Raw genomic sequence first — 23,722 nt, 5'->3', positions numbered from 1 at the left:
TGCTTAGATCAAGCCTTTCTTCTGCTTGTAGTCGCGAACGGCCGCCTTGATGGCGTCTTCTGCGAGTACCGAGCAGTGGATTTTCACGGGCGGCAGGGCCAGCTCTTCGGCCAGCTGGGTGTTGCTGATAGTGACAGCCTCATCCAGGGTCTTGCCTTTCATCCATTCGGTCGCCAGGGAGCTGGAGGCGATAGCCGAACCGCAACCGTAGGTCTTGAACTTGGCGTCTTCGATAACGCCAGCGTCGTTGACCTTGATCTGCAGGCGCATCACATCGCCGCACGCCGGAGCGCCGACCATGCCGGTGCCGACATCAGGATCTTCCGCGTCCATCTTGCCGACGTTGCGCGGGTTTTCGTAGTGGTCGATGACCTTTTCGCTGTAAGCCATGGTACTGAATCCTCACTCATCAGGGCCGCTCTGGAACCCTGTAGAAACGCCTGCGTTTTCCGCCACGTTCCTACAGAGCTGGGGTGGCGGCTTCTATAGTTAGTGTGCCGCCCACTCGATCTTGGAAATATCGACACCGTCTTTGTACATGTCCCACAGCGGCGACAGGACGCGCAGCTTGTTGACGGCCTCGCAGACTTTCTGCGCGGCGTAGTCGACTTGCTCTTCGGTGGTGAAGCGGCCGAACGTAAAGCGGATCGAGCTGTGTGCCAGTTCGTCGTTGCGGCCCAGGGCGCGCAGTACGTACGAAGGCTCAAGGGACGCGGAAGTGCAGGCCGAACCGGACGAAACCGCCAGATCCTTGAGCGCCATGATCAGCGACTCGCCTTCGACGTAGTTGAAGCTCAAATTCAGGTTGTGCGGTACGCGGGCGGTCATGCTGCCGTTGATGTACAGCTCTTCAAGGCCTTCGACCTGCTTGTAGAAGCGGTCGCTCAGCGCTTTGATGCGCACGTTTTCGGCAGCCATGTCTTCCTTGGCCACGCGGAAGGCTTCGCCCATGCCGACGATCTGGTGGGTTGCCAGGGTGCCCGAACGCATGCCGCGCTCGTGACCGCCGCCGTGCATGGTGGCTTCGATGCGCACACGTGGCTTGCGGCTCACGTACAGGGCGCCGATGCCTTTGGGGCCGTAGGTCTTGTGGGCCGAGAACGACATCAGGTCGACTTTCAGTTTCGACAGGTCGATGTCGACCTTGCCGGTGGACTGTGCAGCGTCGACGTGCAGCAGGATGCCCTTGGAACGGGTCAGCTCGCCGATGGCCGCGATGTCGTTGATGGTGCCGATTTCGTTGTTCACGTGAATCACGGAAACCAGGATGGTGTCTTCACGCAGCGCGGCTTCGATCATGGCCGGGGTGACGATACCGTCGGTGGTCGGCTCGAGGTAGGTGACCTCGAAACCTTCACGCTCCAGTTGGCGCATGGTGTCGAGGACAGCCTTGTGCTCAATCTTGGTGGTGATCAGGTGCTTGCCTTTGGTCGCGTAGAAATGCGCCGCGCCCTTGATAGCCAGGTTGTCGGACTCGGTGGCACCGGAGGTCCAGACGATTTCACGCGGGTCTGCACCCACCAGGTCAGCCACCTGGCGACGAGCGTTCTCGACCGCTTCCTCGGCCTTCCAGCCGAACACGTGGGAACGGGAGGCCGGGTTGCCGAAGTTTCCGTCAACCAGCAGGCATTCGCTCATCTTTTGCGCGACACGCGGATCAACCGGGGTGGTCGCTGAGTAATCAAGGTAAATCGGCAATTTCATGGACTTTCTCCTAAATCAGGCTGGCTGGCGCGCCGTTAGCTCTTCGGCTGTCACTCGACGGCGGACGCTTCGATCTTGTCCAGACGCGGCGCCTTGGTGTTGCAACGGCGCTGGTCCTGACGCTGGGCTACTTCTTGCACCTCACGGCGAGTCACAAGATCAGCCAAGCTGATACCACTCAAAAACTCATGGATCTGCAGGCTCAAGTCACACCACAAGTGGTGCGTGAGGCAGGTGTCGCCGGCGTGGCAATCACCCAGCCCCTGGCATTTGGTGGCGTCGACGGATTCGTTGACCGCGTCGATCACCTGGGCGACCTGAATGCCCTGCATGTCGCGGGACAACTGATAGCCACCACCCGGCCCACGCACACTGGAAACCAGGTTGCTGCGACGCAATTTGGCGAACAGTTGCTCGAGGTAGGACAGGGAAATGCCTTGGCGCTCAGAGATATCGGCCAGGGACACCGGCCCAGTTTGCGCGTGCAAAGCCAAGTCGAGCATGGCGGTCACCGCGTATCGGCCTTTTGTAGTCAGTCTCATGGACAAGTACCAAGGTGTTTCAGAATGGGAGCAAGTATGCGATTCCCGAGTATTTAAGTCAACTATAAGACCTAGTACTTTAGTCAGGATTACCCGTAAAAAGGGCGCGCGAATCATAGCAGGATGGGTCGACGACGAACAGCGAGAACAGGGGCGGATGGAGATCGCTGGATCAACGGAGACCAAAATGTGAGAGGGGGCTTGCTCCCGATAGCGGTGTACCAGCCACGAAAGTGGTGAATGACACATTGTTATCGGGGGCAAGCCCCCTCCCACAGAAAGGTCTCAGCCGGCCTTGGACGCAGCCTCGTCCTTGATCTCGGCGAAGTCTTCTTCGCGCAACTCAGGCAGATCTTTCGCACAGTAAGGGCTGCCCAGATCCTTCAGCGCACCGCACATACCCTCCAACTTGCCGTCAACCGCCTGCAGATGGTCGAGCAACTGGCCGATAGCACGCGCCACCGGGTCCGGCATGTCCTCGCTGACACCATAAGCATCGAAACCGATCTTCTCGGCCATGGCCTTGCGCTTGGCCTCCTGCTCATCGCCGACTTCCGGCTTGACGATGATCCGGCCTGGAATACCGACTACGGTCGCTCCCGGCGGTACGGCCTTGGTCACGACAGCATTGGAACCGACCTTGGCGCCCGCCCCGACAGTGAACGGACCGAGCACCTTGGCGCCCGCCCCTACCACCACGCCATCACCCAGCGTCGGGTGGCGCTTGCCTTTGTTCCAACTGGTGCCGCCCAGGGTCACGCCCTGATAAAGGGTGACGTCATCACCAATTTCGGCGGTCTCGCCAATCACGATGCCCATGCCATGGTCGATAAAGAAACGGCGCCCGACTTTGGCGCCCGGGTGAATCTCGATCCCGGTCAACCAACGACCGAAGTTCGACACCAGCCGCGCCAGCCATTTCCAGCCCATGCCCCACAGGGCACCGGACAAGCGGTGAATCCAGATCGCATGCATGCCTGGGTAGCAGGTCAGCACTTCAAAGGCGTTGCGCGCCGCCGGGTCACGGTGGAAAACACTCTGGATATCTTCTCGCAGACGCTCGAACATTTTTAATCCTTCCGCTTAAGAAGCTCGCCACGGGCCGCTTTCTGGGTTTCCGTGAGGATGCCACGCAATATATTCATTTCCGCCCGGCTGACCGAGCTGCGTCCGTAAAGGCGACGCAGGCGCGCCATCAAGTGCCGTGGTTTTTCCGGATCGAGGAATTCGATGGCCACCAGGGTTTGCTCCAGGTGCTCATAAAACCGTTCCAGCTCGTCCATAGTGGCCAGTTCGCCGCTTTTGGTCGAGGCAACCTCGTCCTTCTCTACCTTGCTCGGCTGGCCAGCAGCAGCCAGCCAGGCCATGCGCACTTCGTAAGTCAACACCTGCACCGCTGCCCCGAGGTTCAGCGAGCTGAACTCGGGGTCTGATGGGATGTGCACGTGGTAATGACATCGCTGCAGCTCTTCATTGGTCAGGCCGGAGTCTTCACGACCAAACACCAAGGCGATTTCAGCACCACCAGCGGCCTCTTCCACCACCTTGGTGCCGCACTCACGCGGATCCAGCAGTGGCCAGGGGATGCGACGGTCACGGGCGCTGGTGCCAAGCACCAGGTTGCAGCCGACCAAGGCGTCTTCCAAGGTGGCGACGACCTGGGCTTTTTCAAGCAGGTCATTGGCGCCGGATGCACGGGCATCGGCCTCGTGATGCGGGAACACGCGCGGGTCGACCAGCACCAGGCGCGTCAGCCCCATGTTTTTCATGGCTCGCGCCACCCCGCCGATGTTGCCGGGATGACTGGTATTGACCAGGACGACACGAATGTTTTGCAGCAAGGGAGGCGCTCTCGGACACGGGAAAGGGGAGCAAATCTTACAGAACAGCCTAAGGTTATGCCATGAAAGCTAACGTCGTCCTTCACCTGAAGAAAGTTTCTGCTAGAATGCTCGGCTTTCTTTAACAACCTTAGGTGACACATCCATGCAGCCCATGCTGAATATCGCGCTGCGCGCCGCCCGCAGCGCCAGTGAATTGATCTTCCGCTCCATCGAGCGCCTGGATACCATCAAGGTCGACGAAAAAGACGCCAAGGATTACGTATCCGAGGTTGATCGCGCCGCCGAACAGAAAATCATCGACGCCCTGCGCAAGGCCTACCCTACCCACGGCATCCTCGGTGAAGAAACCGGCCTGCACAAAGGCAGCGGTGAAGGCGAAGACTACCTGTGGATCATCGACCCACTGGATGGCACCACCAACTTCCTGCGCGGCATCCCACACTTTGCCGTGAGCATCGCGTGCAAATACCGTGGCCGCCTGGAACACGCCGTTGTACTCGACCCAGTCCGCCAGGAAGAATTCACCGCCAGCCGTGGCCGTGGCGCCCAGTTGAACGGTCGTCGCCTGCGCGTCAGCGGCCGCACCAGTCTGGACGGCGCCCTGCTGGGTACCGGCTTCCCGTTCCGTGACGACCAGATGGACAACCTGGAAAACTACCTGGGCATGTTCCGCGCCCTGGTTGGCCAGACCGCTGGTATTCGCCGCGCTGGCGCAGCAAGCCTGGACCTGGCTTATGTGGCCGCCGGTCGTTTTGATGCGTTCTGGGAGTCGGGCCTGTCCGAGTGGGACATGGCTGCGGGTGCCCTGCTGATCCAGGAAGCAGGCGGCTTAGTGAGCGACTTCACCGGTGGCCACGACTTCCTTGAAAAAGGCCACGTGGTTGCCGGCAACACCAAATGCTTCAAGGCAGTACTGACGGCGATCCAGCCGCACCTGCCGGCTTCGCTGAAGCGTTAAGCGAGCGAGCACAAAAAAGCACCCCGAGGGGTGCTTTTTTTTGTGCCTGGGATTACTGCTGGTTCTGACCCAGGATCAGACGACCTTCTTTGTCGACCGGGATCTGGCCACCTGGATCACGATCCATACGCACGGTGCCTTCCTTGCCATCCAGGTTGTAACGCACGTCATAGCCGACCACCTTGTCGCTGATGTCGTTGACGGTGTTACAGCGGGTTTGCGTGGTGGTGTAGGTATCGCGGTTCTGCATACCTTCCTGAACCTTGTTACCGGCGTAACCGCCACCCACCGCACCGGCTACCGTAGCCAGCTTCTTGCCATTACCGCCACCGACCTGGTTGCCGAGCAGGCCACCGGCCAGTGCACCTACCACAGTGCCGACGATCTGATGCTGATCCTGCACCGGCTTCTGCCGGGTCACGGCGACGTCCTTGCAGACCTCGCGCGGGGTTTTGATCTGGGTTTTCACCGGCTGCACTGCCAGCACTTGCGCATACTCAGGGCCGCTTTTTACCAGGCTGTAGGTGGCAACAGCACCCCCGGCAGTCACACCGACAGCACCCAATACCGCACCAACCAGTAACGACTTGTTCACGTGAACCTCCTGACCATCACAAACGGATCGAAAGATCCGCGCTATACCCAGCCTTGGAGCAAAAAAAAAGGCACGAGTTCAATACTCGTGCCTTCTTTGTAACAGCAGATCAACAAGCGCCCATCAAGGACGGTCGTCGACCTCCTTGCCAGTGCTGGCCGGAGGGATCAGGTCTTCGCTGTTGAGGTTCAGCCAGATCAGCACCACGTTGGCGATGTAGATCGAGGAATAGGTACCCGCCAGTACGCCGATGAACAGCGCCAGGGAGAAGCCCCACAGGTTGTCGCCACCGAAGATCATCAACGCCGCAATCGCCAGCAGCGTGGAGATCGACGTCGCCATGGTGCGCAGCAGGGTCTGGGTGGTGGAGACGTTGATGTTCTCGATCAGCGACGCCTTGCGCAGTACGCGGAAGTTCTCACGAACCCGGTCGAATACCACGATGGTGTCGTTGAGCGAGTAACCGATGATCGCCAGCACAGCCGCCAGTACGGTCAGGTCGAAGGTCACCTGGAAGTACGCCAGGATACCCACGGTCACGATCACGTCGTGGATCAGCGACACAATCGCGCCGACACCGAACTTCCACTGAAAGCGGAACGCCAGGTAGATCATGATGCCGACCAGCGCCATCAGCATGCCGAGGCCGCCCTGGTCGCGCAGTTCTTCACCGACTTGCGGGCCGACGAACTCGACGCGCTTGACCGATGCCGGGTTGTCGCCGCCGACCTTCTGCAAGGCCTCCGCCACCTGGTGACCCAGTTGCGGGTCTTCGCCCGGCATGCGCACCAGCAGATCGGTGGTCGCACCGAAGCTCTGCACGACGGCTTCGTGATAGCCGGCCTTGACCAGCTCATTGCGCACCAGGGTAACGTCGGCAGGCTTCTCGTAGGTCAGCTCGATGAGCGTACCGCCGGTAAAGTCCAGACCGTAGTTCAGGCCCTTATGGAACCAGCTGAACAACGCCAGAACGGTAAGGAGCACGGTGACGCCGAACGCAACGTTGCGAACGCCCATGAAGTTGATTGTACGTAACATGGCAGCCCCTTAAATCCACAACTTCTTGAAGTCACGCCCGCCAAAGATCAGGTTGACCATTGCGCGGGTCACCATGATGGCCGTGAACATCGAGGTAAAGATACCGAGGGACATGGTCACCGCAAAACCTTTGACCGGGCCGGTGCCCATGGCAAAGAGAATCCCGCCGACCAGCAACGTGGTCAGGTTGGAGTCGAGAATCGCGGTAAATGCCCGGCCGAAGCCTTCGTTGATTGCACGCTGTACGGTCATGCCTGCCGCGATCTCTTCACGGATCCGCGAGAAGATCAGTACGTTGGCGTCTACCGCCATACCCATGGTGAGTACGATACCGGCGATACCTGGCAGGGTCAGTGTAGCGCCCAGCAGCGACATCAGGGCCAGCAGCATCACCATGTTGCCCGCCAGGGCCACGGTGGCGATGATGCCGAAGAAGCGATAGATGGCGATGATGAACAGCGACACGAACAGCATGCCCCACAAGGCTGCATCGATACCCTTGGTGATGTTGTCGGCACCCAGGCTCGGGCCGATGGTACGCTCTTCAGCGAAGTACATCGGCGCCGCCAGGCCACCGGCACGCAGCAACAGGGCCAGCTCAGACGATTCACCCTGGCCGTTCAGGCCGGTGATACGGAATTGAGCACCCAGTGGCGACTGGATGGTCGCCAGGCTGATGATCTTCTTCTCTTCCTTGAAGGTCTGGACCGGTACGTCTTTCTCGACGCCGTCAACCATTTGCTTGGTGTAAGTGGTGACCGGGCGCTGCTCGATGAAGATCACCGCCATGCTGCGACCGACGTTGCTGCGCGTGGCGCGGCTCATCAGGTCGCCGCCATGGCCATCCAGGCGGATGTTCACTTCAGGCGTACCGTGCTGCGAATCGAAACCGGCCTTGGCGTCGGTGACCTGGTCACCGGTGATGATCAAGCCACGCTCGATCAATGCAGGAGGACGGTTGCCTTCGCGGAATTCGAACTCTTCGGCCGTGGCGCGGGTAGCACCCGGCTCAGCCGCCAGACGGAATTCCAGGTTGGCGGTCTTGCCCAGGATACGCTTGGCTTCAGCCGTGTCCTGTACACCTGGCAGCTCAACCACGATGCGGTTGGCGCCCTGGCGCTGAACGATCGGCTCGGCCACACCCAGTTCGTTGACCCGGTTACGTACAGTGGTCAAGTTCTGCTTGATGGAGTACTCGCGGATTTCTGCGATTTTGGCTGGCGTCATCGCCAGGCGCAGTACAGGTTGACCATTGAGGTCGGCCGGTACGATATCGAAATCGTTGAAGTTCTTGCGCACCAGCGCACGGGCCTGTTCGCGGGATGCTTCGTCAGAGAAGCCCAGCTGGATGGCGCCGTTGATCTGCGGCAGGCTGCGATAACGCAACTTCTCTTTGCGCAGCAGGCTCTTCACATCGCCTTCGTAGACTTTCAGGCGCGCGTCGAGGGCTTTGTCCATGTCGACTTCCAGCAGGAAGTGCACGCCACCGGACAAGTCCAGGCCCAGCTTCATCGGGTGCGCGCCAATGCTGCGCAGCCATTGTGGCGTGGTCTGTGCCAGGTTGAGCGCGACCACATAGTCGTCACCCATGGCCTTGCGCACGACATCCTTGGCCGGCAATTGGTCTTCTGCCTTGGTCAGGCGCAGCAAACCGCCTTTCGCACCAGCTGCCAACGTTGCCGCCTTGACCTGGATACCCGCGTCGTTGAGCGCTTTGCTCGCGCGTTCCAGATCAGCCTGATTGACCTGCAGCGAAGTGCTGGCGCCAGTGATCTGGATCGCCGGGTCATCAGGATAGAGATTGGGAGCGGAATAAATAAAACCGATCGCCAGCACCGCCAGGATCAGTACGTATTTCCACAGAGGGTATTTGTTCAGCATCACGCCGCCCGCTTATAACGCGGGGCGCCTTGCGCGCCCCGTCGATTGGTAAAGGTTGTTACTCAGATCGCTTTGAGCGTGCCTTTTGGCAGCGTGGCGGCGATGGCGCCCTTCTGGAACTTCATTTCTACGGTGTCGGAGACTTCCAGGACCACGAAAGCATCGGAAACCTTGGTGATCTTGCCGGCGATACCGCCAGTGGTCACCACTTCGTCGCCTTTTTGCAGGCTGCCGAGCAGGTTTTTCTGCTCTTTGGCGCGCTTGGCCTGTGGACGCCAGATCATCAGGTAGAAGATGACCAGGAAGCCGACCAGGAAAATCCACTCGAAACCACCGCCCATAGGACCGGCAGCGGCAGGCGCAGCGGCATCAGCCATGGCGTTAGAGATAAAAAAGCTCATTTAGCACTCCAGTTGCAAATAGTGAATCTTAGGGTCGGAAAACTCAGTCCAAGGGCGGCACAGGGAGCCCGCGCTTGGCATAGAAGGCATCGACGAAGGCGGCCAATGTACCCTGTTGAATAGCCTCGCGCAAACCAGCCATCAGGACTTGGTAGTGACGCAAATTGTGGATGGTATTCAACATGCTACCCAGCATTTCCCCGCACTTGTCCAGATGGTGCAGATAAGCACGGGAGAAGTTCTGGCAGGTGTAGCAGTCACAGGTGGGATCCAGCGGCGAATCATCATGGCGATGGAACGCGTTACGGATCTTCAGCACGCCTGTATCGATGAACAGATGCCCATTGCGGGCATTACGGGTTGGCATCACGCAATCGAACATGTCCACACCGCGGCGCACACCCTCTACGAGATCTTCCGGTTTGCCAACGCCCATAAGGTAACGAGGTTTGTCAGCGGGCATCAGGCCCGGCAGGTAATCCAGCACCTTGATCATCTCGTGCTTGGGCTCGCCCACCGACAGACCGCCGATGGCCAGGCCGTCAAAGCCGATCTTGTCGAGGCCTTCCAGCGAGCGCTTGCGCAGGCTTTCATGCATGCCGCCCTGGACGATCCCGAACAGCGCCGCCGTATTGTCGCCATGGGCGTTCTTCGAGCGCTGGGCCCAACGCAGCGACAACTCCATGGAAATCCGCGCGACATCTTCGTCTGCCGGGTACGGCGTGCACTCGTCGAAAATCATCACGATGTCGGAACCCAGGTCGCGCTGCACCTGCATCGACTCTTCCGGGCCCATGAACACTTTGGAACCGTCAACCGGCGAGGCGAAGGTCACGCCCTCTTCCTTGATCTTGCGCATGGCGCCCAGGCTGAACACCTGGAAACCACCCGAGTCGGTCAGGATCGGGCCCTGCCACTTCATGAAGTCATGCAGGTCGCCGTGCTTCTTGATCACTTCCGTGCCCGGGCGCAGCCACAGGTGGAAGGTGTTGCCGAGGATGATCTCGGCGCCGGTGGCAACGATGTCACGCGGCAGCATGCCCTTGACGGTGCCGTAGGTGCCCACGGGCATGAAGGCCGGGGTCTCGACGGTGCCGCGCGGGAAAGTCAGGCGACCACGACGGGCTTTACCGTCGGTGGCGAGCAATTCAAACGACATACGACTCATAGTTGTTCCTCTGGGCCGCGTGGCGCCGGGTTACGGGTGATAAACATCGCATCACCGTAGCTGAAAAAACGGTACCCATTGTCGATGGCTGCTTGATAAGCGGCCATGGTCTCGGGGTAACCGGCAAATGCCGACACCAGCATCAACAGCGTGGATTCCGGCAAATGGAAGTTGGTGACCAGGCAATCGACCACATGGAACGGCCGGCCTGGGTAGATAAAGATATCGGTGTCGCCGCTGAACGGCTTGAGCACGCCATCACGCGCCGCACTCTCCAGGGAGCGCACGCTGGTGGTGCCCACCGCGATCACCCGCCCGCCACGCGCTTTGCACGCAGCCACGGCATCCACGACGTCCTGGCTGACTTCCAGCCATTCGCTGTGCATATGGTGGTCTTCGATTTTATCCACACGCACCGGCTGAAACGTCCCGGCCCCCACGTGCAGGGTCACATAGGCGGTTTCGACGCCCTTGGCCGCAATCGCATCCAGCAGCGGCTGGTCGAAATGCAACCCGGCGGTCGGCGCGGCAACGGCGCCCAGGCGTTGGGAGTACACCGTCTGATAGCGCTCGCGGTCCGAGTCTTCGTCGGGGCGGTCTATATAAGGAGGCAACGGCATATGGCCGACACGCTCCAGCAGCGGCAACACCTCTTCGGCGAACTTGAGCTCGAACAGCGCATCATGGCGCGCCACCATCTCGGCTTCGCCACCGCCATCAATGAGGATGGAAGAGCCCGGTTTCGGCGACTTGCTGGAGCGCACATGGGCCAGCACGCGATGGCTGTCCAGCACCCGCTCCACCAGGATTTCCAGCTTGCCGCCAGAGGCTTTCTGGCCAAACAGCCGCGCCGGAATCACCCGGGTATTGTTGAACACCATCAAGTCGCCTGGGCGCAAATGCTCAAGCAAATCAGTGAATTGACGGTGTGCGAGGGCACCGCTCACCCCGTCCAGGGTCAGCAGTCGACTGGCGCGACGCTCGGCCAAAGGGTGGCGAGCGATCAGCGAATCAGGGAGCTCAAAAGTAAAGTCAGCAACGCGCATGATGGGGTTCGTCTAGCAGGGCCGGGAAGTCTAGCGGAAATAGTCAAAATTGACCATGAAACGTGATTGACCAACGGTAATCACCTCTCTATACTTCGCCGCCATTGAGCCCTGATGGCGGAATTGGTAGACGCGGCGGATTCAAAATCCGTTTTCGAAAGGAGTGGGAGTTCGAGTCTCCCTCGGGGCACCATCTTAAAAAAGACCTTGAAATTCAAGGTCTTTTTTTTCGCCTGCAGAAAAGTGGCACCAGCGGATTCATCCCCCCACCGCCCACTTCCAACCTGAAACACAGTCCAAATGTGGGAGCTGGCTTGCCTGCGATTGCGGCAGCCCCAACACCGTCAAACCACCTGCCTATACCTCAACCGAATCCCCCTCCTCCGCCACCCTATTCGGCAACATCCCATTCGCCAAATCATCCACCACCGCCTTCGCCATCTCCCCCAAATAATGCGCCGCCCAGGCATAGCGATCTGCGCCTTTGTCCATGGCTGCATCCAATGCCAGCATTTTTGAACAATGGAGAAGCTCGGAGGCATGCTCAAGGGCATCGCGAATCGGTACGCCGGAATTGACGCGGAATAGGTGGTGGAGGCTGGGTTGTTTGCCGCAGATGGAAAAGGTGATGACGCCGAGGGTTTTGTTGAGGGGTGGGTTGATCATTGTGCACCTCCCAAGTGGGCGGAGGTGTGGGTTGCGGGATTACGAGGGTACGACCTATCAGAAACGCTCATTGCTCAAGCTCCTAATGTAGAGAGCTACCACGTTCGTTTCTCATGCGAATGGGTGGCAGCTATGCGCGGGCTGAGAAACCGGGACAATAGGAACCCGGCAGACCCGAAGGTCTCCCACGCATAGCCACCATGACACAGACATGCGGGCACAAAAAAGCGCCAACAGTCTAATGGATGGTGGCGCCTATGCGCCTATTGTTTCTCGGATTCTCAAGTCCGGTCGCTGGGTTGGAAGCGACGGAGAAAAAGTAGCTCAGGAGCGCCTGGAGATGAAAGTTAGTATCTGTGGCGAGAGATTTCCGGCGGCCAGTCTGGAAGGTGCAGCACGACGTGGCTGCAAAGGCTCCGTCCTTCAATCCATGTATTTCGATTTCCACCGAATCGGCAATATCCCAATAACCATCCGGCAATTCAAACGTACACTCGATGACATCCGTTGCTCCTTTATCGACCGACGCAATGCTCGAAAATATGCGCTGTGCATCGTTCATTATTTGGGCGTGGACGAAGAACTTCGAAAAGCTCGGCAGTTGCGTCAGATTTAGTTTGACCACTAGTGCCTTGCGTCCATCTGCCCACGACACATCCAAGAGCTCTCTCTCGTGGTCGTCTAGGGTCGGGAACACTAGCAATTCCAAATCGCCAAATCGTGCGGCATCCTTGCTAGAAAAATCCAAACCGGTGTCAGCGTTCATCCGTTTAACAAGGAAGCGCGCCATTTCTTGGTCAAGGCCTCGCGCGGTTGTGAAAAGTTGTTCCTTGTCGACAGTGGTAATTGCGGCGCTAAAAGCGGAAGCACTACCGTGAGGGCTTTGTGGACCAAGATGCTCATGCGCATCGCGATTCAAAAGCAGCGCCGCTGGCCTGCATACGTAGCTATCGCTAAAGCTGAAAGTCCCGATACGCATCTCAAGCGAATCCGACAGCTTGAGGTCGAGCGAGCGACTGATTTCCTTGATGTTGTCTCCTTTTGAAAGCTTGCCCAGCAGCTCACCTGCATGATCGCTATCAATGTAGAGAATGGCGCGAATCACCTGCGCGCGCCAGTCACCAACAGCTTCAAACTTATCGTCGCTGGACGCACTCCACCCTCCTAAGGAAAAGCTATATGGAAGAAGTCGACCGTAGACAAATCGATTCTCCAGGCCATCGTCGGTTTGAATTTGCGCAATCCAAATTTGTAAAGCCCACGCCCGCCCGGGCATGAAAAACAACCGTGCAAGCCTAGCGTCCTTCATCAAGTCCTTTAATTCGGTTGTCATTTTTACCTCTCAGAACGTTTTTCGATGCAGGCTCTCACTAGCGAGGTCCACCCTGGACGGGCACCGATGGGTTGTTATAAGCCCTTCACTACAGGCGGCAATCGAGTAAAGCGGCCGATTTTTATGGGGAGATTAACCTATGGCTGACCATAGACACACAGCCAACGACTTCGTAACCTACCTGCAAGTCTTGTCGCTTTTCTCAGATGCCCTTGTCTCGCCTTTAACCTGCGACTCAATTGGCTCAAGAGATTACGAAAGTACAAGGAACGTTATACGACGCATTTAACGGTTTCAAAGGATAAGCAATGAGCCTAGAAAATAAATTGTCCGGATGGACTGGTCCCTCTAGTGATACCGAGCAAGATAAGCAGGATAGAACGGAGCGAATGATTCGCCAAGCGATAGGTGCACACGAACCTTTCAACAATTGTTCGTTGAAGGTTTATGCGAAAGGTTCTTACGCTAACAACACAAATGTGCGTTCAGATAGTGATGTAGATATAGCCGTGGAGTGTACTGAGGTTCTATATTGGGAGGAGTCTGAAAAAGGGAATTACACGCCAGGCGAACCATATGTGGGAATTTGGACGCCTGCAAACCTGAGAGCAGAGCTTCTTTCAGCCATGATGGCAAAGTTTCCCGGCCAAGTAGACTCGACGGGAACTACCGCAATAAAAATAAATTCTAACTCATCGCGCGTGGATGCTGATGTCGTCCCATGCTTTAGCTATCAATATCACCTGAGTCATGAAACAAGAGATGGGACTAGAATATTTAAGACGGATGGTAGCAGCATTGTTAATTATCCAGCTCAGCAGATGGAAAACGGCATTGCTAAGAACAAACGCACTGGAGGCTCCTATAAAAAAGGGGCAAGACTTTTAAAGCGAATTGAAAACGCGATGGCAGAAGATCGTATATTTCGCGAATTACCATCCTTCTTCATGGAATGCCTAGCCTATAACTGTCCAGACGCTGTATTTTCTCACTCAACATGGACGGAATGCCTCAGATCTATGCTTTTTCATATCTGGGATAATCTTCAAGGGGATGAACCGGACTCCGGACGCTGGGTGGAAGTGAATGAATGTTTCTACCTTTTCCATTCAGGTCAAAAATGGACTCGTGAAGATGGACGCGAGTTCTCAAAAGCAGCTTGGAACTATTTCGGGTTCAAATAATGCGCAATGTGACATTGAAAAACTCGCTGTATCTGCTACTGGGAACCTCAGCAATCGCGTGGTTTTCGATCGCTTACTTTAGCGGACTGAATCTATCAAAGGTGCTAGACTTTTTCGGGCTTATTCCAAAAGTTGTGAGCGTCGATCTTTTGGTAATAGCAGTGTTTGTAAAATGGGGATGGAAACTCAAAGTATTTAGAGGATGGCTTGTTCCATTTCCGGATTTAAACGGAAGCTGGGTGGGCTTTATTTATTCAGACTGGAGAAATCCAGAGACGGGTGAAAAACCACCACCCATACCCGTTTTGCTGACTGTGAATCAGTCGTTCTTCCACATAAGCTGCATGATGCGTACAAGTGAAATGGAAAGTTCTTCATATTCTGAGGGGTTTCTTATTGACCCTGACCGACAGATTAAAAATGTAGCGTACACCTTCACTAGCAGACCCAGACTAAGTTTGAACGAGCGGAGTATTCCCCATGACGGAGCAGCAGTATTCCAAATCATTGAGAATCCAAAGCAAAAGCTAGTGGGTAGGTATTGGACGGAAAGACTAACAAAAGGTGAAATAATTCTCAAATATCACTCGAAAGAACTTTTAGATGAGCTTCCAGAAGACTTGGGCGAGCATCCCGTAACAGAAAATGAAAACCGACGCTAACGAAGCGATACAATCGTAATTTCAGCCACATTCCAAGTCAATGTTTATGTTACTCGCTACGGAGTGCCTGATAGGGATAACATGCTAATCGACGAATATAAATTTTTAGCAAAAAACAACTACCACTTGCAATTTTCCGAGATTGAAATTTATGGCATCTCCTCTTCACAAGAAATTGCGTATCGGGGAACGGGGGTAATTAGCAGGGGAGTCGACTCCCGCCTGACGATAACGATTTTTACCTCCCCAAACTTACTTTTTGAGAAAGAAAGAACAGAAGTAATTCGAAAACTCCGGGAGGGCCAAGTAATATCTGAGGAACTCACGTGCAGAATGAAAGCCAAAGACCAAATAGGGCGATGGTGGGATGTTTGCGAAATATTTATTACAGACATAGTCAACGACGAGTCAAATTCAACAGTAACCGCTGAGATCGACACGTTTATTTTGAAAACCCCAAACGATAACGCCGATGACATTGGTGGATCGCGAGTTGAAATTATAACGACACACAACGGAGACCTGCCGCTTAAAATAGAAGGACGGGAGGGAAACAGTTTTGAGTGGGGCGTGAACTTTACAGCTTCTGATTTTTCGATAAAAATAACAAAGCTCATATCACACACCAAGATCGCATTACATAAGAACGGTGAGATCGATCGATCTCAAATAGATATCTTGCTTGAAGCAATTTCGATATGTAGTGGTAGAGTGATAGTCCCTTTGCTGATGTCTTGGCAGGACGAAAAACACTTCAATTTAAAGGTTTCTCACGGTGAAGCCGATGAAAATCGGCTTCCGTCGATACTAGACGAGCTTTCCGCTTTCAATATTGACAACTTCAAACTATTTTTAGAATGTTACCTATCAGAAATTAATACGCCATATGGAGCAACTTACGCCGCTTGGCATCGTGCATATCTTGGATCCGGTGCCAGCATTGAAATTTCTTCATTGGCACTGTGTACGGCGATTGAAGGAATTGTTAAATACCGCTTCACTGAGGCTACCCCAGTCAGTGCTGATATTGACCAAAAGCTTATAAAAATTGGAGAAACCATCAATACTATAGAGTCAGAGGGCTGGATAATCGAGTCAATCCTTAAACACCTTGATCGAATAAGAGAGTCTAAACCCACAATTAAAAAATCTTTAAAGCTTTTCGCACAACCTCACAACATATCATCAAAACAGATACAAAGATGGGAGTCACTACGAAATAAGATCACGCACTTTGATCTGTTGGATGATTCCCCAAAAGAAAACGAAAAACTCCTCAACGATTATAAGACTTGTCTTATTATATTATTCAAACTAGTTGCGCACTCCGCAGGATATAGATGGACAAATTAATATACACGCCCTCCTCAATTACGTATTGATCAATAATGAAGAAGGATTTTTTACCTCTACAAGCCTTCATTGTTTGGCGAATTTTTACGCCTGCCATATACAGGTATAGTTCGATTTCTGCCCCTCGCGACAGGCAATAATCGGACAAAATAACTCATTCGGTAGTGTTTACCAAATGCGGAGAATATTCGCCTATCCAACGTGCGGTGAGCTAAAGTTGCGGGCCACTCACGTCAAATGTCATCTCCATGAATCTACGAGCTCTCGCTGTCGCCGCAATCGCCGCCCTCTCCGCGATTGGAATAGTTTGCATTATCTACATCCTCGCATTCGGGACAACTCGCTCTACTGACCCCGCGACCTGGGGGCAGTTTGGCGACTATTTCGGAGGGGTCTTGAATCCGTTGTTTGCGCTTGCTGCGTTCTTGTCTGCTCTTTGGTCAATAAGCGTGCAGCAGCGGGAATCTCGGACCGCGTCAAAACAGCTCGCGGAACAAACCGAGATTGCACGCAAAGAACTAGAGACATTCAGCTCCGAAAGGCTGGGTGAGGAGTTCCTGCACGTTATTCGCGACATCGACCAGAGGCTTTCCACTCTGCTGCTGGAGGTAATATCCCCTCCGAATGCGCCTCAGGTAATCACTATCTCTCAGATGGTTGCGGAGGCTGATCGAATTGAGATGCAAGGAGGGAGCTCTCCCGCTTTCACGCAATTCCTGCATTATGCAAACTCTCCTGGTTCGGTTGTGGAAGCCCCTGTCCGTGAAATTAAATACCTGGTGAACAAGCTGCGAGAGTTCCTGGAACACTACTCAAAGTACAAGGCAAAAGGATTTGCACCTGTTCTTGTATATTACGCCGACAAAGCCTATCAACTAATGAACATGCTGGAAGCGATTGGTGAGATGCCACCTAACACTCGAGAGTTCTTTGCAACCGTCAGCGACCCTCATGGTTAGCAGAGTGTTCAGGGCGGAAGCCAGATGGTTTGTTTGTCATCATGAGTTGTTGGTTTTGGCCTAATGCGACCACCGATTTAAACGCTGCTGCAACACCTAAAGGCTTGTTACACCCCATCAACCAGAAGAGTCGGCGGGGTGTAACGCCAAATAAAATCTAATAAATTCAATAAGATATTGATATTCGCATCACCTGCAACACTTGTAACACGTCGTTTCGCCCCCCCCCCAACGCCCCATAGGTGATTGCGCCGTCAGCGAAAGCAGTACTGGATTGGTATCGACTAATACAAACTCGAACGGTCGCGGCTAGGTGGGTGCCGTAACCAATACGGATAGGAAACTGCGGCACCAAAATCGGCTGGGACCCAGGAGCGGTTCATCAAGTACGGGGTCGGAAACCCGCGACATCGTGTTAGCGGACAGGTGCGCAGCTTAGTGAACAGGTGAACCGGGTGAACACACAGTTCACCAGTGCAATTGCACAAGATGTTGGGAGGTCGCCGGGGACCCTGAGCATTTCGGAATGACACGGGGCAAAGAACCCGCAGCATCTTGTTAGCGACTGAGTTTTCTACGTTGGTTGACAGGTTGACGTGGCTGCCACCATCCCCAAGGTTGACGGGGCTCCACCGTTCGCTAACAACAACACAATGGCGCACCTTTACCGTTGCGGTAACGATGCCCCTTTCTCTTCAATATCCTTTCAATTTCAACGTCGAAATTTCAGTAAGCTCGGGGAACTGTCGCTACCAAGATCTCGCGGGTTTCCGACCCCGTTCAACCCATTCATCCCAGGGTCCCCAGCAGGTCTGCCATATGGGATCATCTCTATAAACCCCGCGCTTAGACTAAGGAAAGAAGATGCTCATCGACTTTAATGAAGTGACTTACCATCAGGACTGGGAGTGCTTTGCTATGGCCTTCGTAGAGATTCTGGGGTTGGATATAGAGGCGCGATGTGCGGTAGGACCAGACGGCGGTAGGGATTTCATCGCATCCGAGAATGTGCGCTTTGGTGGTAAATATCGCTGGCTGGTGAGCTGTAAACACCGTGGCAGTGGGACCATTGGCAGTAGTGATGATGAGGCTAAGGATCACCGACTCAGAGAATTTCAATGCAATGGATTCATGTTCATCTACAACCGACCGCTCACCTCGGGATTGCTACAGTCCTTTGAACGCGTTCAAGCGAATACTGGTGCTGGGCTCAAGGTTTTCACTGATCGCGAAATCGAATCGACACTCGTAGGAAGCCCTGATTTTTATCTTTTGATTCGTCAATATTTTCCCAAATCTTGGGAGCGTCTGGCCCCTGCTCTTCAAAGTAATGACTGTGATTGTGGGCATACGGCTGGCAGTATTTATCTGATTCCATTTACAGATCCCCGGACACGGCAGGTCGAACACCAACTCTGCTGCGACTACTGTGGATCGCATACCACTGAAGCTATGAGAAGGGAAAACGTACATTACGGAAAACCAATTCTGATTCATCCTGAGCCCTACTGAACACGTGACTAAACCTGGGCTAATCAGCTAGCGATCAGAATTATGTATCCCTACTTGTATCCCAATGCTTAAAATAGCTCTGCAAGCCCCAGCCTATATGGAGCACTCGAGTCTCCCTCGGGCACCATCTTAAAAAAAGACCTTGAAATTCAAGGTCTTTTTTTTTGCCTGCAGAAAAGTGGTTTGTCGACGCAACAACTACACAACCGCCCCCTCCCCCCTCACTTATGCAGGATCGCCCGATAAATATCCTCCAGCGCCATGATGCGCTGAGCGGCGTTGAGCTTGATGGCTTCCTTGGGCATGCCGAACACCACGCAACTGGCTTCGTCCTGGGCGACGGTCGCGGCCCCGGCCTCGAGCATTTCCTTGAGCCCGCGTGCGCCGTCGTCGCCCATGCCGGTCATGATGATGCCGGTGGCATTCCTGCCGGCGTAGCGGGCCACCGAGCGAAATAGCACATCCACGGAGGGGCGATGGCGGTTGACCAGCGGTCCATCGATCACCTGAGCGTGGTAATAGGCGCCGCTGCGGTTGACCATCAGGTGCTTACCGCCGGGTGCGATCAGGGCCAGGCCAGGCAGGATACGGTCGTTGTTGCGCGCTTCGCGCACTTCGATTTCGCACACGCTGTTGAGGCGCTCGGCGAACGAAGCGGTGAACTTCTCGGGCATGTGCTGCACGATCACCATACCCGGACACACGCGCGGCAGTGCCGTCAGCACGGCCTCCAGCGCTTGGGTGCCGCCGGTGGAGGTGCCGATGGCGACGATACGCTCGGTGGTCTGGGCCATGGCATGGCCATTGGCGGCGGGCAGGATCGCATCGGCACTGAGCTTGCTGGCTGGAACCAAGGGCGGGCTGACGCTGCGTTTTCCCAGGTTCCTGACGTTGGAGTTTGCGGCGGCCCGGATCGCGGCCACTAACTCGGCCGCCGATTCAATCAGGAAACTCTTCAGGCCGGTTGAGGGCTTGGTGATGATTTCCACAGCGCCCGCCGACAGCGCCTGCAGGGAGGTTTCCGCGCCTTTCTGGGTCAGCGAGGAGCAGATCACCACCGGCGTTGGCCGCTCGCTCATGATTTTCTTGAGAAACGTGATGCCGTCCATGCGCGGCATTTCGACGTCCAGCACGATCACGTCCGGCCATTCCCGCGCCAGTTTGTCCATGGCGAAAATCGGGTCGGAAGCCGCCCCCATGACGTGGATATCCGGCGTATCGCTGAGAATCGCCAGCAGTACCTGGCGCACCACGGCCGAATCATCGACCAGCAGCACACTGATTTTTTTGGTAGGCATCTTCTTGAAGTATTCCCATTGGTTGGTGCCGAACCCAGACGTTGCCGTTCCACAGGTCGAACATGATCGTGCGGTAACCGGTACTGCCCATGTCCTGGGCGGTCAGGTGCAGGTGATGACGCTCGGCCAGGGCCAGCGCCGCGCGAATATTCAGGCTGGCGACGTCCTGCGTCGGCAGACGACGTTGCAGATCAGGAAACATCTCGCCGCCGCCGAACAGCTTGACCTGGTAATCCCGTACATGCGTGCCATTGATTTGCGCGTGACGCAGCAGCAGTTCCAGGGCTTCGTCGGCATACCGGCCATCGAGGGGCTGATGGTTGCGCAGGCGCCCCGGCAGCATGAAGTGACACATGCCGCCGATCAGCCGCTGCGGATGCCAAAAGGTGATCGCCACGCAGGAGCCGAGCAAGGTCCGCAGGCGCGTCGGCCGCGTTGCAAAACTGACTTGGCCAGGCGCCAATACCACTTCGGTCGTACCCACAGGCTTTTTCATGGCTTGCGGTAAATCGACGGCGCCACCAGCTTCAAGGTGTCATTGACGCCGTGGAGGCTTTCGGAGTGACTGATGATCAAATAACCACCACGCTTAAGCAGCGGCAACAGACGCGCGACCACCTGGCTCTTGGTCTGCTGATCGAAATAAATCATCACGTTGCGCAGGAAAATCACCTCGAACTCCCCCAGCGCCGGCAGCGCTTCGTTAAGGTTGACCTGGATAAAATTGACGCGGTTGCGCAAGGTCTTGTCGATCAGGACGGTGCCCTCCTGACGCCCCATGCCCTTGAGGCAGTACTTGACCAGCAGCGGCTGGGGCAATGTCTCGATGCGTTCCATTGAGTAATGCCCCGTGCGCGCCTTGGCCAGTACCTGGGAGCTGATGTCCGAGCCGATCACTTCCCAGGGCGTGGTGCCGAGGCTTTCGGCCAGGGTCATCGCCAGGCTGTAGGGCTCTTCGCCGGTGGAACTGGCCGCGCTCCACACGCGAAACATCCGGCCCGGCGCGGCCTGGGGCAGCACGTGCTGACGCAGGAAGTCGAAGTGCTTGGGCTCGCGAAAAAAATAGGTTTCGTTGGTGGTCAGCAAGTCCAGCGCAACCTGCAGTTCGCCCTTGCGCTGGTCATTCATGATCAGCTTGAAATACTCACCATAGCTCTGCAGCTCATAGTGCTTGAGGCGCTTGAACAGGCGCCCGGCCACCAGGGCTTTCTTGGCGGGCGACAGGTTGATGCCGGCCGCCCGGTACAGCCAGGTCTGGAACTGACCGAATTCATGATCGTCGATGGAGACGGTGTCTGACATGATCGAGCCTCAACGCAGGTCGAGGTCAGGGGCCGGCGCCTGGCCGGCCTCGGCCAGGCTGGACATCTCGTCGATGGACAGCACCTTGTCCACTTCCAGCACGATCACGAATTTGCCCTCGACCTTGGCCATGCCACTGATGAAATCGGCGCGAATGCGCGCACCGAAACTCGGTGGCGGTTCGATCTGCGTGGCCGGGATCTCCTGCACGGCAGATACCGTATCGACCAGCAGCCCGATGTCCTGTGGCTGACCGTCCTCGGTACTCGCCTCGATGATGATCACGCAGGAACGCCGGGTGATCGCCGAGTTGGCCCGCCCAAAGCGCGCCGACAAGTCCACCACCGGCACCACTGCGCCGCGCAGGTTGATCACCCCGCGCACGAAAGCGGGCATCATCGGCACCACGGTCAGGCTGCCGTATTCGATAATTTCCTTGATCCCCAGGATGCCGATGGCGAACATTTCGCCGCCCAGCATGAAGGTCAGGTACTGCGCATCCTCATCGACCGCCACCGCGGTCTGCCGAGTCGTCATTACTGCGCCCATGTCACTACTCTCCCTTGTAGGCCCGCATCGATCGTGCGATCAGAAGCGGGTGAAATCCGATTCGTCCGGGGCACTGGCCATGGTGTAGGCGAACGCCTTGCGCGGCGGCGTTGGTTTAGTGCGCGGCGGTTGACGGTTGGGCGTGCTGCCGGAGCTGTCCACGCCGGTGCTTTGCACCGCAGCCTTGGACGCTGAATCCAGCACGAAGAAACTCATGGCCTGTTGCAGTTGCTCGGCCTGGCTGCTCATTTCTTCGGCCGTGGCCGCCAGTTCCTCACTGCTTGAGGCGTTTTGCTGGGTCACTTGGTTGAGCTGGGTCATCGCCGTGTTGATCTGCGCGACACCGGCGGCCTGTTCTTCGGACGCCGCGCTGATTTCCTGCACCAGGTCGGACGTCTTGTTGATGGAAGGCACCATTTCGTCGAGCAACTTGCCGGCTTTCTCGGCCATCTCCACGCTGCTGGAAGAAAGTTCGCCGATTTCCTGGGCGGCGACCTGGCTGCGTTCGGCCAGCTTGCGCACTTCGGCGGCCACCACGGCGAACCCCTTGCCGTGCTCGCCGGCCCGGGCGGCCTCGATGGCGGCATTGAGCGCGAGCAGATTGGTCTGGTAAGCGATATCATCGATGATGCTGATGCGCTGGGCGATTTTCTTCATCGCCACCACCGTCTGCTGTACCGATTCGCCGCCCTCGGTGGCTTCCTTGGCCGCTTTGCTGGCCATGCCATCCGTGACCTTGGCGTTTTCGGTGTTCTGGTTGATGCTGGCGCTCATCTGTTCGACCGACGCACTGGTTTCCTCGACACTGGCGGCCTGTTCACTGGTGGCCTGGCTCATCGATTGCGCGGTGGCGCTGACTTGTTCGGAGGCGCTGGCGAGGTTATCGGAGGCGTTACGCACTTCGCCGATGATATGGGCCAGCTTGCCGACCATGTTGCGCATGGCGTTGAGCACCATGCCGGTTTCATCTTTGCCACCTGGCTCGATGTGCGCATTAAGGTTGCCTTCGGCCAATTGCTCGGCGGCGCTCGCCGCCTGGCGCAACGGCCGGGAAATGATCCGCGCGATGAATATCGCCAGGCCCAGACCGATCAGCAGGGATGCGGCCAGTACCGCGATGATCGACACGCGCGAGCTTTCATACAGCGCCGAGCCCTTGTCACCCGCGGCAGTGGCGCCGGCGTCATTGAGCTCGACCATTTTCTGCAGGCGGCTGGTCACCTCATCGAAATGCCCTTTGGATTCACCCCGGAGCAAACTGCGCGCCTGGGCTTCCTGGTTCTGACGGGAAAACTCCAGGACCTGCTTGCTGCTCGCAATGTAGGCGTCCCATGCGCTTTTCACGCTAAGCAGGAGTTGACGATCTTCATCGTTCGACAGCAATTGCTCGTAGGTCTGCATGCGGGTTTCGAACTGCTGGCGCGCCTCGGCGGCTTCGCGTTCGGCCTGGGCCTTTTCTTCGGGAATCTCGGTACCGATGTGGCGGTTTTCTTTCAAGCGATAGTTGGCGGCAAAAAAACGCATGCCTGCGGCGGCACGCATGGAGGGCATCCAGTTGCCCTTGATGTCCTGGGCGGCCTGGTTGACGGCACCGAGCTGAAGGATAGCGAAGGCGCCCATGGCCCCGGTGAGGGCCAGGACCACCAGGAACGAGCTGATCAGCTTGGTGGAAATTTTAAGATCGTAGAACCATTTCATCGGGGAACCTCCATGGAATTGCAAAGACG

General features: G+C 56.3%; 24 protein-coding genes and 1 tRNA gene. 7 read left to right on the top strand and 18 right to left on the bottom strand.

What is annotated here, in order from left to right; genetic code table 11:
- Positions 1-3: 3 nt before the first annotated feature.
- The 5 genes from iscU to trmJ form a co-directional block, all read right to left on the bottom strand.
- Positions 4-390: a Fe-S cluster assembly scaffold IscU gene (gene iscU, locus BMX59_RS29235; protein WP_028617851.1), complete on the bottom strand. Its 387-nt coding sequence runs from the start codon at positions 388-390 to the stop codon at positions 4-6.
- 99 nt (positions 391-489) lie between these two features.
- Positions 490-1,704, bottom strand: coding sequence for an IscS subfamily cysteine desulfurase (locus BMX59_RS29230; protein WP_058423378.1), 1,215 nt, complete (start codon positions 1,702-1,704; stop codon positions 490-492).
- A gap of 50 nt (positions 1,705-1,754) precedes the next feature.
- The gene (iscR, locus tag BMX59_RS29225) at positions 1,755-2,246 is read right to left on the bottom strand and encodes a Fe-S cluster assembly transcriptional regulator IscR (protein ID WP_003194020.1); all 492 of its coding nucleotides are present in this window, start codon (positions 2,244-2,246) and stop codon (positions 1,755-1,757) included.
- 285 nt (positions 2,247-2,531) lie between these two features.
- Entirely contained in the window at positions 2,532-3,314 is a 783-nt protein-coding gene (gene cysE / locus BMX59_RS29220; protein ID WP_093128400.1) for a serine O-acetyltransferase, read from the bottom strand.
- A 2-nt stretch (positions 3,315-3,316) separates the two neighbouring features.
- Positions 3,317-4,087 (bottom strand): tRNA (cytosine(32)/uridine(32)-2'-O)-methyltransferase TrmJ, encoded by a 771-nt coding sequence (gene trmJ, locus BMX59_RS29215; protein ID WP_092249224.1) that lies wholly within the window; start codon positions 4,085-4,087, stop codon positions 3,317-3,319.
- Between the two features lie 145 nt (positions 4,088-4,232).
- Here trmJ and suhB point away from each other — a divergent pair, with 145 nt between their 5' ends.
- Entirely contained in the window at positions 4,233-5,048 is an 816-nt protein-coding gene (gene suhB / locus BMX59_RS29210; RefSeq protein ID WP_003175971.1) for a type III secretion system regulator SuhB, read from the top strand.
- A 52-nt stretch (positions 5,049-5,100) separates the two neighbouring features.
- On the opposite strand, the gene BMX59_RS29205 is transcribed toward suhB, so the two are convergent.
- The 6 genes from BMX59_RS29205 to queA form a co-directional block, all read right to left on the bottom strand.
- A complete protein-coding gene (locus BMX59_RS29205) occupies positions 5,101-5,643 on the bottom strand; it encodes a glycine zipper 2TM domain-containing protein (RefSeq protein ID WP_092249227.1) in 543 nt (180 codons plus the stop codon).
- 123 nt (positions 5,644-5,766) lie between these two features.
- Positions 5,767-6,681, bottom strand: coding sequence for a protein translocase subunit SecF (gene secF, locus BMX59_RS29200; RefSeq protein WP_071489244.1), 915 nt, complete (start codon positions 6,679-6,681; stop codon positions 5,767-5,769).
- 9 nt (positions 6,682-6,690) lie between these two features.
- Complete coding sequence (secD, locus tag BMX59_RS29195) at positions 6,691-8,562, bottom strand: protein translocase subunit SecD (RefSeq protein ID WP_071489243.1); 1,872 nt, start codon at positions 8,560-8,562, stop codon at positions 6,691-6,693.
- Positions 8,563-8,624: 62 nt separating this feature from the next.
- Positions 8,625-8,963 carry a preprotein translocase subunit YajC gene (gene yajC, locus BMX59_RS29190; RefSeq protein WP_003175975.1) on the bottom strand — a complete coding sequence of 113 codons (339 nt, stop codon included), beginning with the start codon at positions 8,961-8,963 and terminating at the stop codon, positions 8,625-8,627.
- Positions 8,964-9,006: 43 nt separating this feature from the next.
- Positions 9,007-10,122 (bottom strand): tRNA guanosine(34) transglycosylase Tgt, encoded by a 1,116-nt coding sequence (gene tgt / locus BMX59_RS29185; protein WP_003175976.1) that lies wholly within the window; start codon positions 10,120-10,122, stop codon positions 9,007-9,009.
- A gap of 5 nt (positions 10,123-10,127) precedes the next feature.
- Positions 10,128-11,177 (bottom strand): tRNA preQ1(34) S-adenosylmethionine ribosyltransferase-isomerase QueA, encoded by a 1,050-nt coding sequence (queA, locus tag BMX59_RS29180; RefSeq protein WP_093128396.1) that lies wholly within the window; start codon positions 11,175-11,177, stop codon positions 10,128-10,130.
- Positions 11,178-11,285: 108 nt separating this feature from the next.
- On the opposite strand from queA, the gene BMX59_RS29175 reads away from it, so the two are divergent.
- Positions 11,286-11,370 (top strand) — tRNA-Leu (locus BMX59_RS29175).
- Between the two features lie 164 nt (positions 11,371-11,534).
- On the opposite strand, the gene BMX59_RS29170 is transcribed toward BMX59_RS29175, so the two are convergent.
- Both BMX59_RS29170 and BMX59_RS29165 read right to left on the bottom strand, forming a co-directional pair.
- Positions 11,535-11,843 carry a DUF3077 domain-containing protein gene (locus BMX59_RS29170; protein WP_093128393.1) on the bottom strand — a complete coding sequence of 103 codons (309 nt, stop codon included), beginning with the start codon at positions 11,841-11,843 and terminating at the stop codon, positions 11,535-11,537.
- A gap of 238 nt (positions 11,844-12,081) precedes the next feature.
- A complete protein-coding gene (locus BMX59_RS29165) occupies positions 12,082-13,176 on the bottom strand; it encodes a VPA1262 family N-terminal domain-containing protein (protein WP_093128390.1) in 1,095 nt (364 codons plus the stop codon).
- Between the two features lie 308 nt (positions 13,177-13,484).
- On the opposite strand from BMX59_RS29165, the gene BMX59_RS29160 reads away from it, so the two are divergent.
- The 5 genes from BMX59_RS29160 to BMX59_RS30360 all read left to right on the top strand — a co-directional run bounded on the left by BMX59_RS29160 (position 13,485) and on the right by BMX59_RS30360 (position 18,846).
- Positions 13,485-14,360 carry a nucleotidyltransferase domain-containing protein gene (locus BMX59_RS29160; protein ID WP_093128388.1) on the top strand — a complete coding sequence of 292 codons (876 nt, stop codon included), beginning with the start codon at positions 13,485-13,487 and terminating at the stop codon, positions 14,358-14,360.
- Complete coding sequence (locus BMX59_RS29155; protein ID WP_093128385.1) at positions 14,360-15,022, top strand: Cap15 family cyclic dinucleotide receptor domain-containing protein; 663 nt, start codon at positions 14,360-14,362, stop codon at positions 15,020-15,022. Before BMX59_RS29160 ends, BMX59_RS29155 begins: the two co-directional genes overlap by 1 nt.
- Positions 15,023-15,103: 81 nt before the next feature.
- The gene (locus BMX59_RS29150) at positions 15,104-16,375 is read left to right on the top strand and encodes a hypothetical protein (protein WP_093128382.1); all 1,272 of its coding nucleotides are present in this window, start codon (positions 15,104-15,106) and stop codon (positions 16,373-16,375) included.
- Positions 16,376-16,770: 395 nt separating this feature from the next.
- Positions 16,771-17,334 carry a hypothetical protein gene (locus BMX59_RS29145; RefSeq protein WP_256573012.1) on the top strand — a complete coding sequence of 188 codons (564 nt, stop codon included), beginning with the start codon at positions 16,771-16,773 and terminating at the stop codon, positions 17,332-17,334.
- Positions 17,335-18,198: 864 nt separating this feature from the next.
- Entirely contained in the window at positions 18,199-18,846 is a 648-nt protein-coding gene (locus BMX59_RS30360; RefSeq protein WP_139212943.1) for a hypothetical protein, read from the top strand.
- 221 nt (positions 18,847-19,067) lie between these two features.
- Here BMX59_RS30360 and BMX59_RS29130 read toward each other — a convergent pair whose 3' ends face one another.
- Genes BMX59_RS29130 through BMX59_RS29110 form a run of 5 tightly spaced genes read right to left on the bottom strand, consistent with a single transcriptional unit; the run spans position 19,068 to position 23,693 of the window.
- Positions 19,068-20,144: a protein-glutamate methylesterase/protein-glutamine glutaminase gene (locus BMX59_RS29130; protein WP_093128371.1), complete on the bottom strand. Its 1,077-nt coding sequence runs from the start codon at positions 20,142-20,144 to the stop codon at positions 19,068-19,070.
- On the bottom strand, positions 20,107-20,640 hold the full coding sequence (gene cheD / locus BMX59_RS29125) for a chemoreceptor glutamine deamidase CheD (protein ID WP_092249248.1): 534 nt from the start codon (positions 20,638-20,640) through the stop codon (positions 20,107-20,109). The genes BMX59_RS29130 and cheD overlap by 38 nt, the downstream gene beginning before the upstream one ends.
- Positions 20,637-21,446 (bottom strand): CheR family methyltransferase, encoded by an 810-nt coding sequence (locus BMX59_RS29120; RefSeq protein WP_092249251.1) that lies wholly within the window; start codon positions 21,444-21,446, stop codon positions 20,637-20,639. Before BMX59_RS29120 ends, cheD begins: the two co-directional genes overlap by 4 nt.
- Before the next feature lie 9 nt (positions 21,447-21,455).
- A complete protein-coding gene (locus tag BMX59_RS29115; protein WP_058423387.1) occupies positions 21,456-21,995 on the bottom strand; it encodes a chemotaxis protein CheW in 540 nt (179 codons plus the stop codon).
- 39 nt (positions 21,996-22,034) lie between these two features.
- Positions 22,035-23,693 (bottom strand): methyl-accepting chemotaxis protein, encoded by a 1,659-nt coding sequence (locus BMX59_RS29110; protein WP_093128366.1) that lies wholly within the window; start codon positions 23,691-23,693, stop codon positions 22,035-22,037.
- Positions 23,694-23,722 lie beyond the last annotated feature (29 nt).

This window comes from Pseudomonas sp. NFR09, from assembly GCF_900111535.1.
GTDB lineage: Bacteria > Pseudomonadota > Gammaproteobacteria > Pseudomonadales > Pseudomonadaceae > Aquipseudomonas > Aquipseudomonas extremorientalis.
Note: the sequence above shows the minus strand (reverse complement) of the source record. Positions and strands in the feature narration are given on the sequence as shown.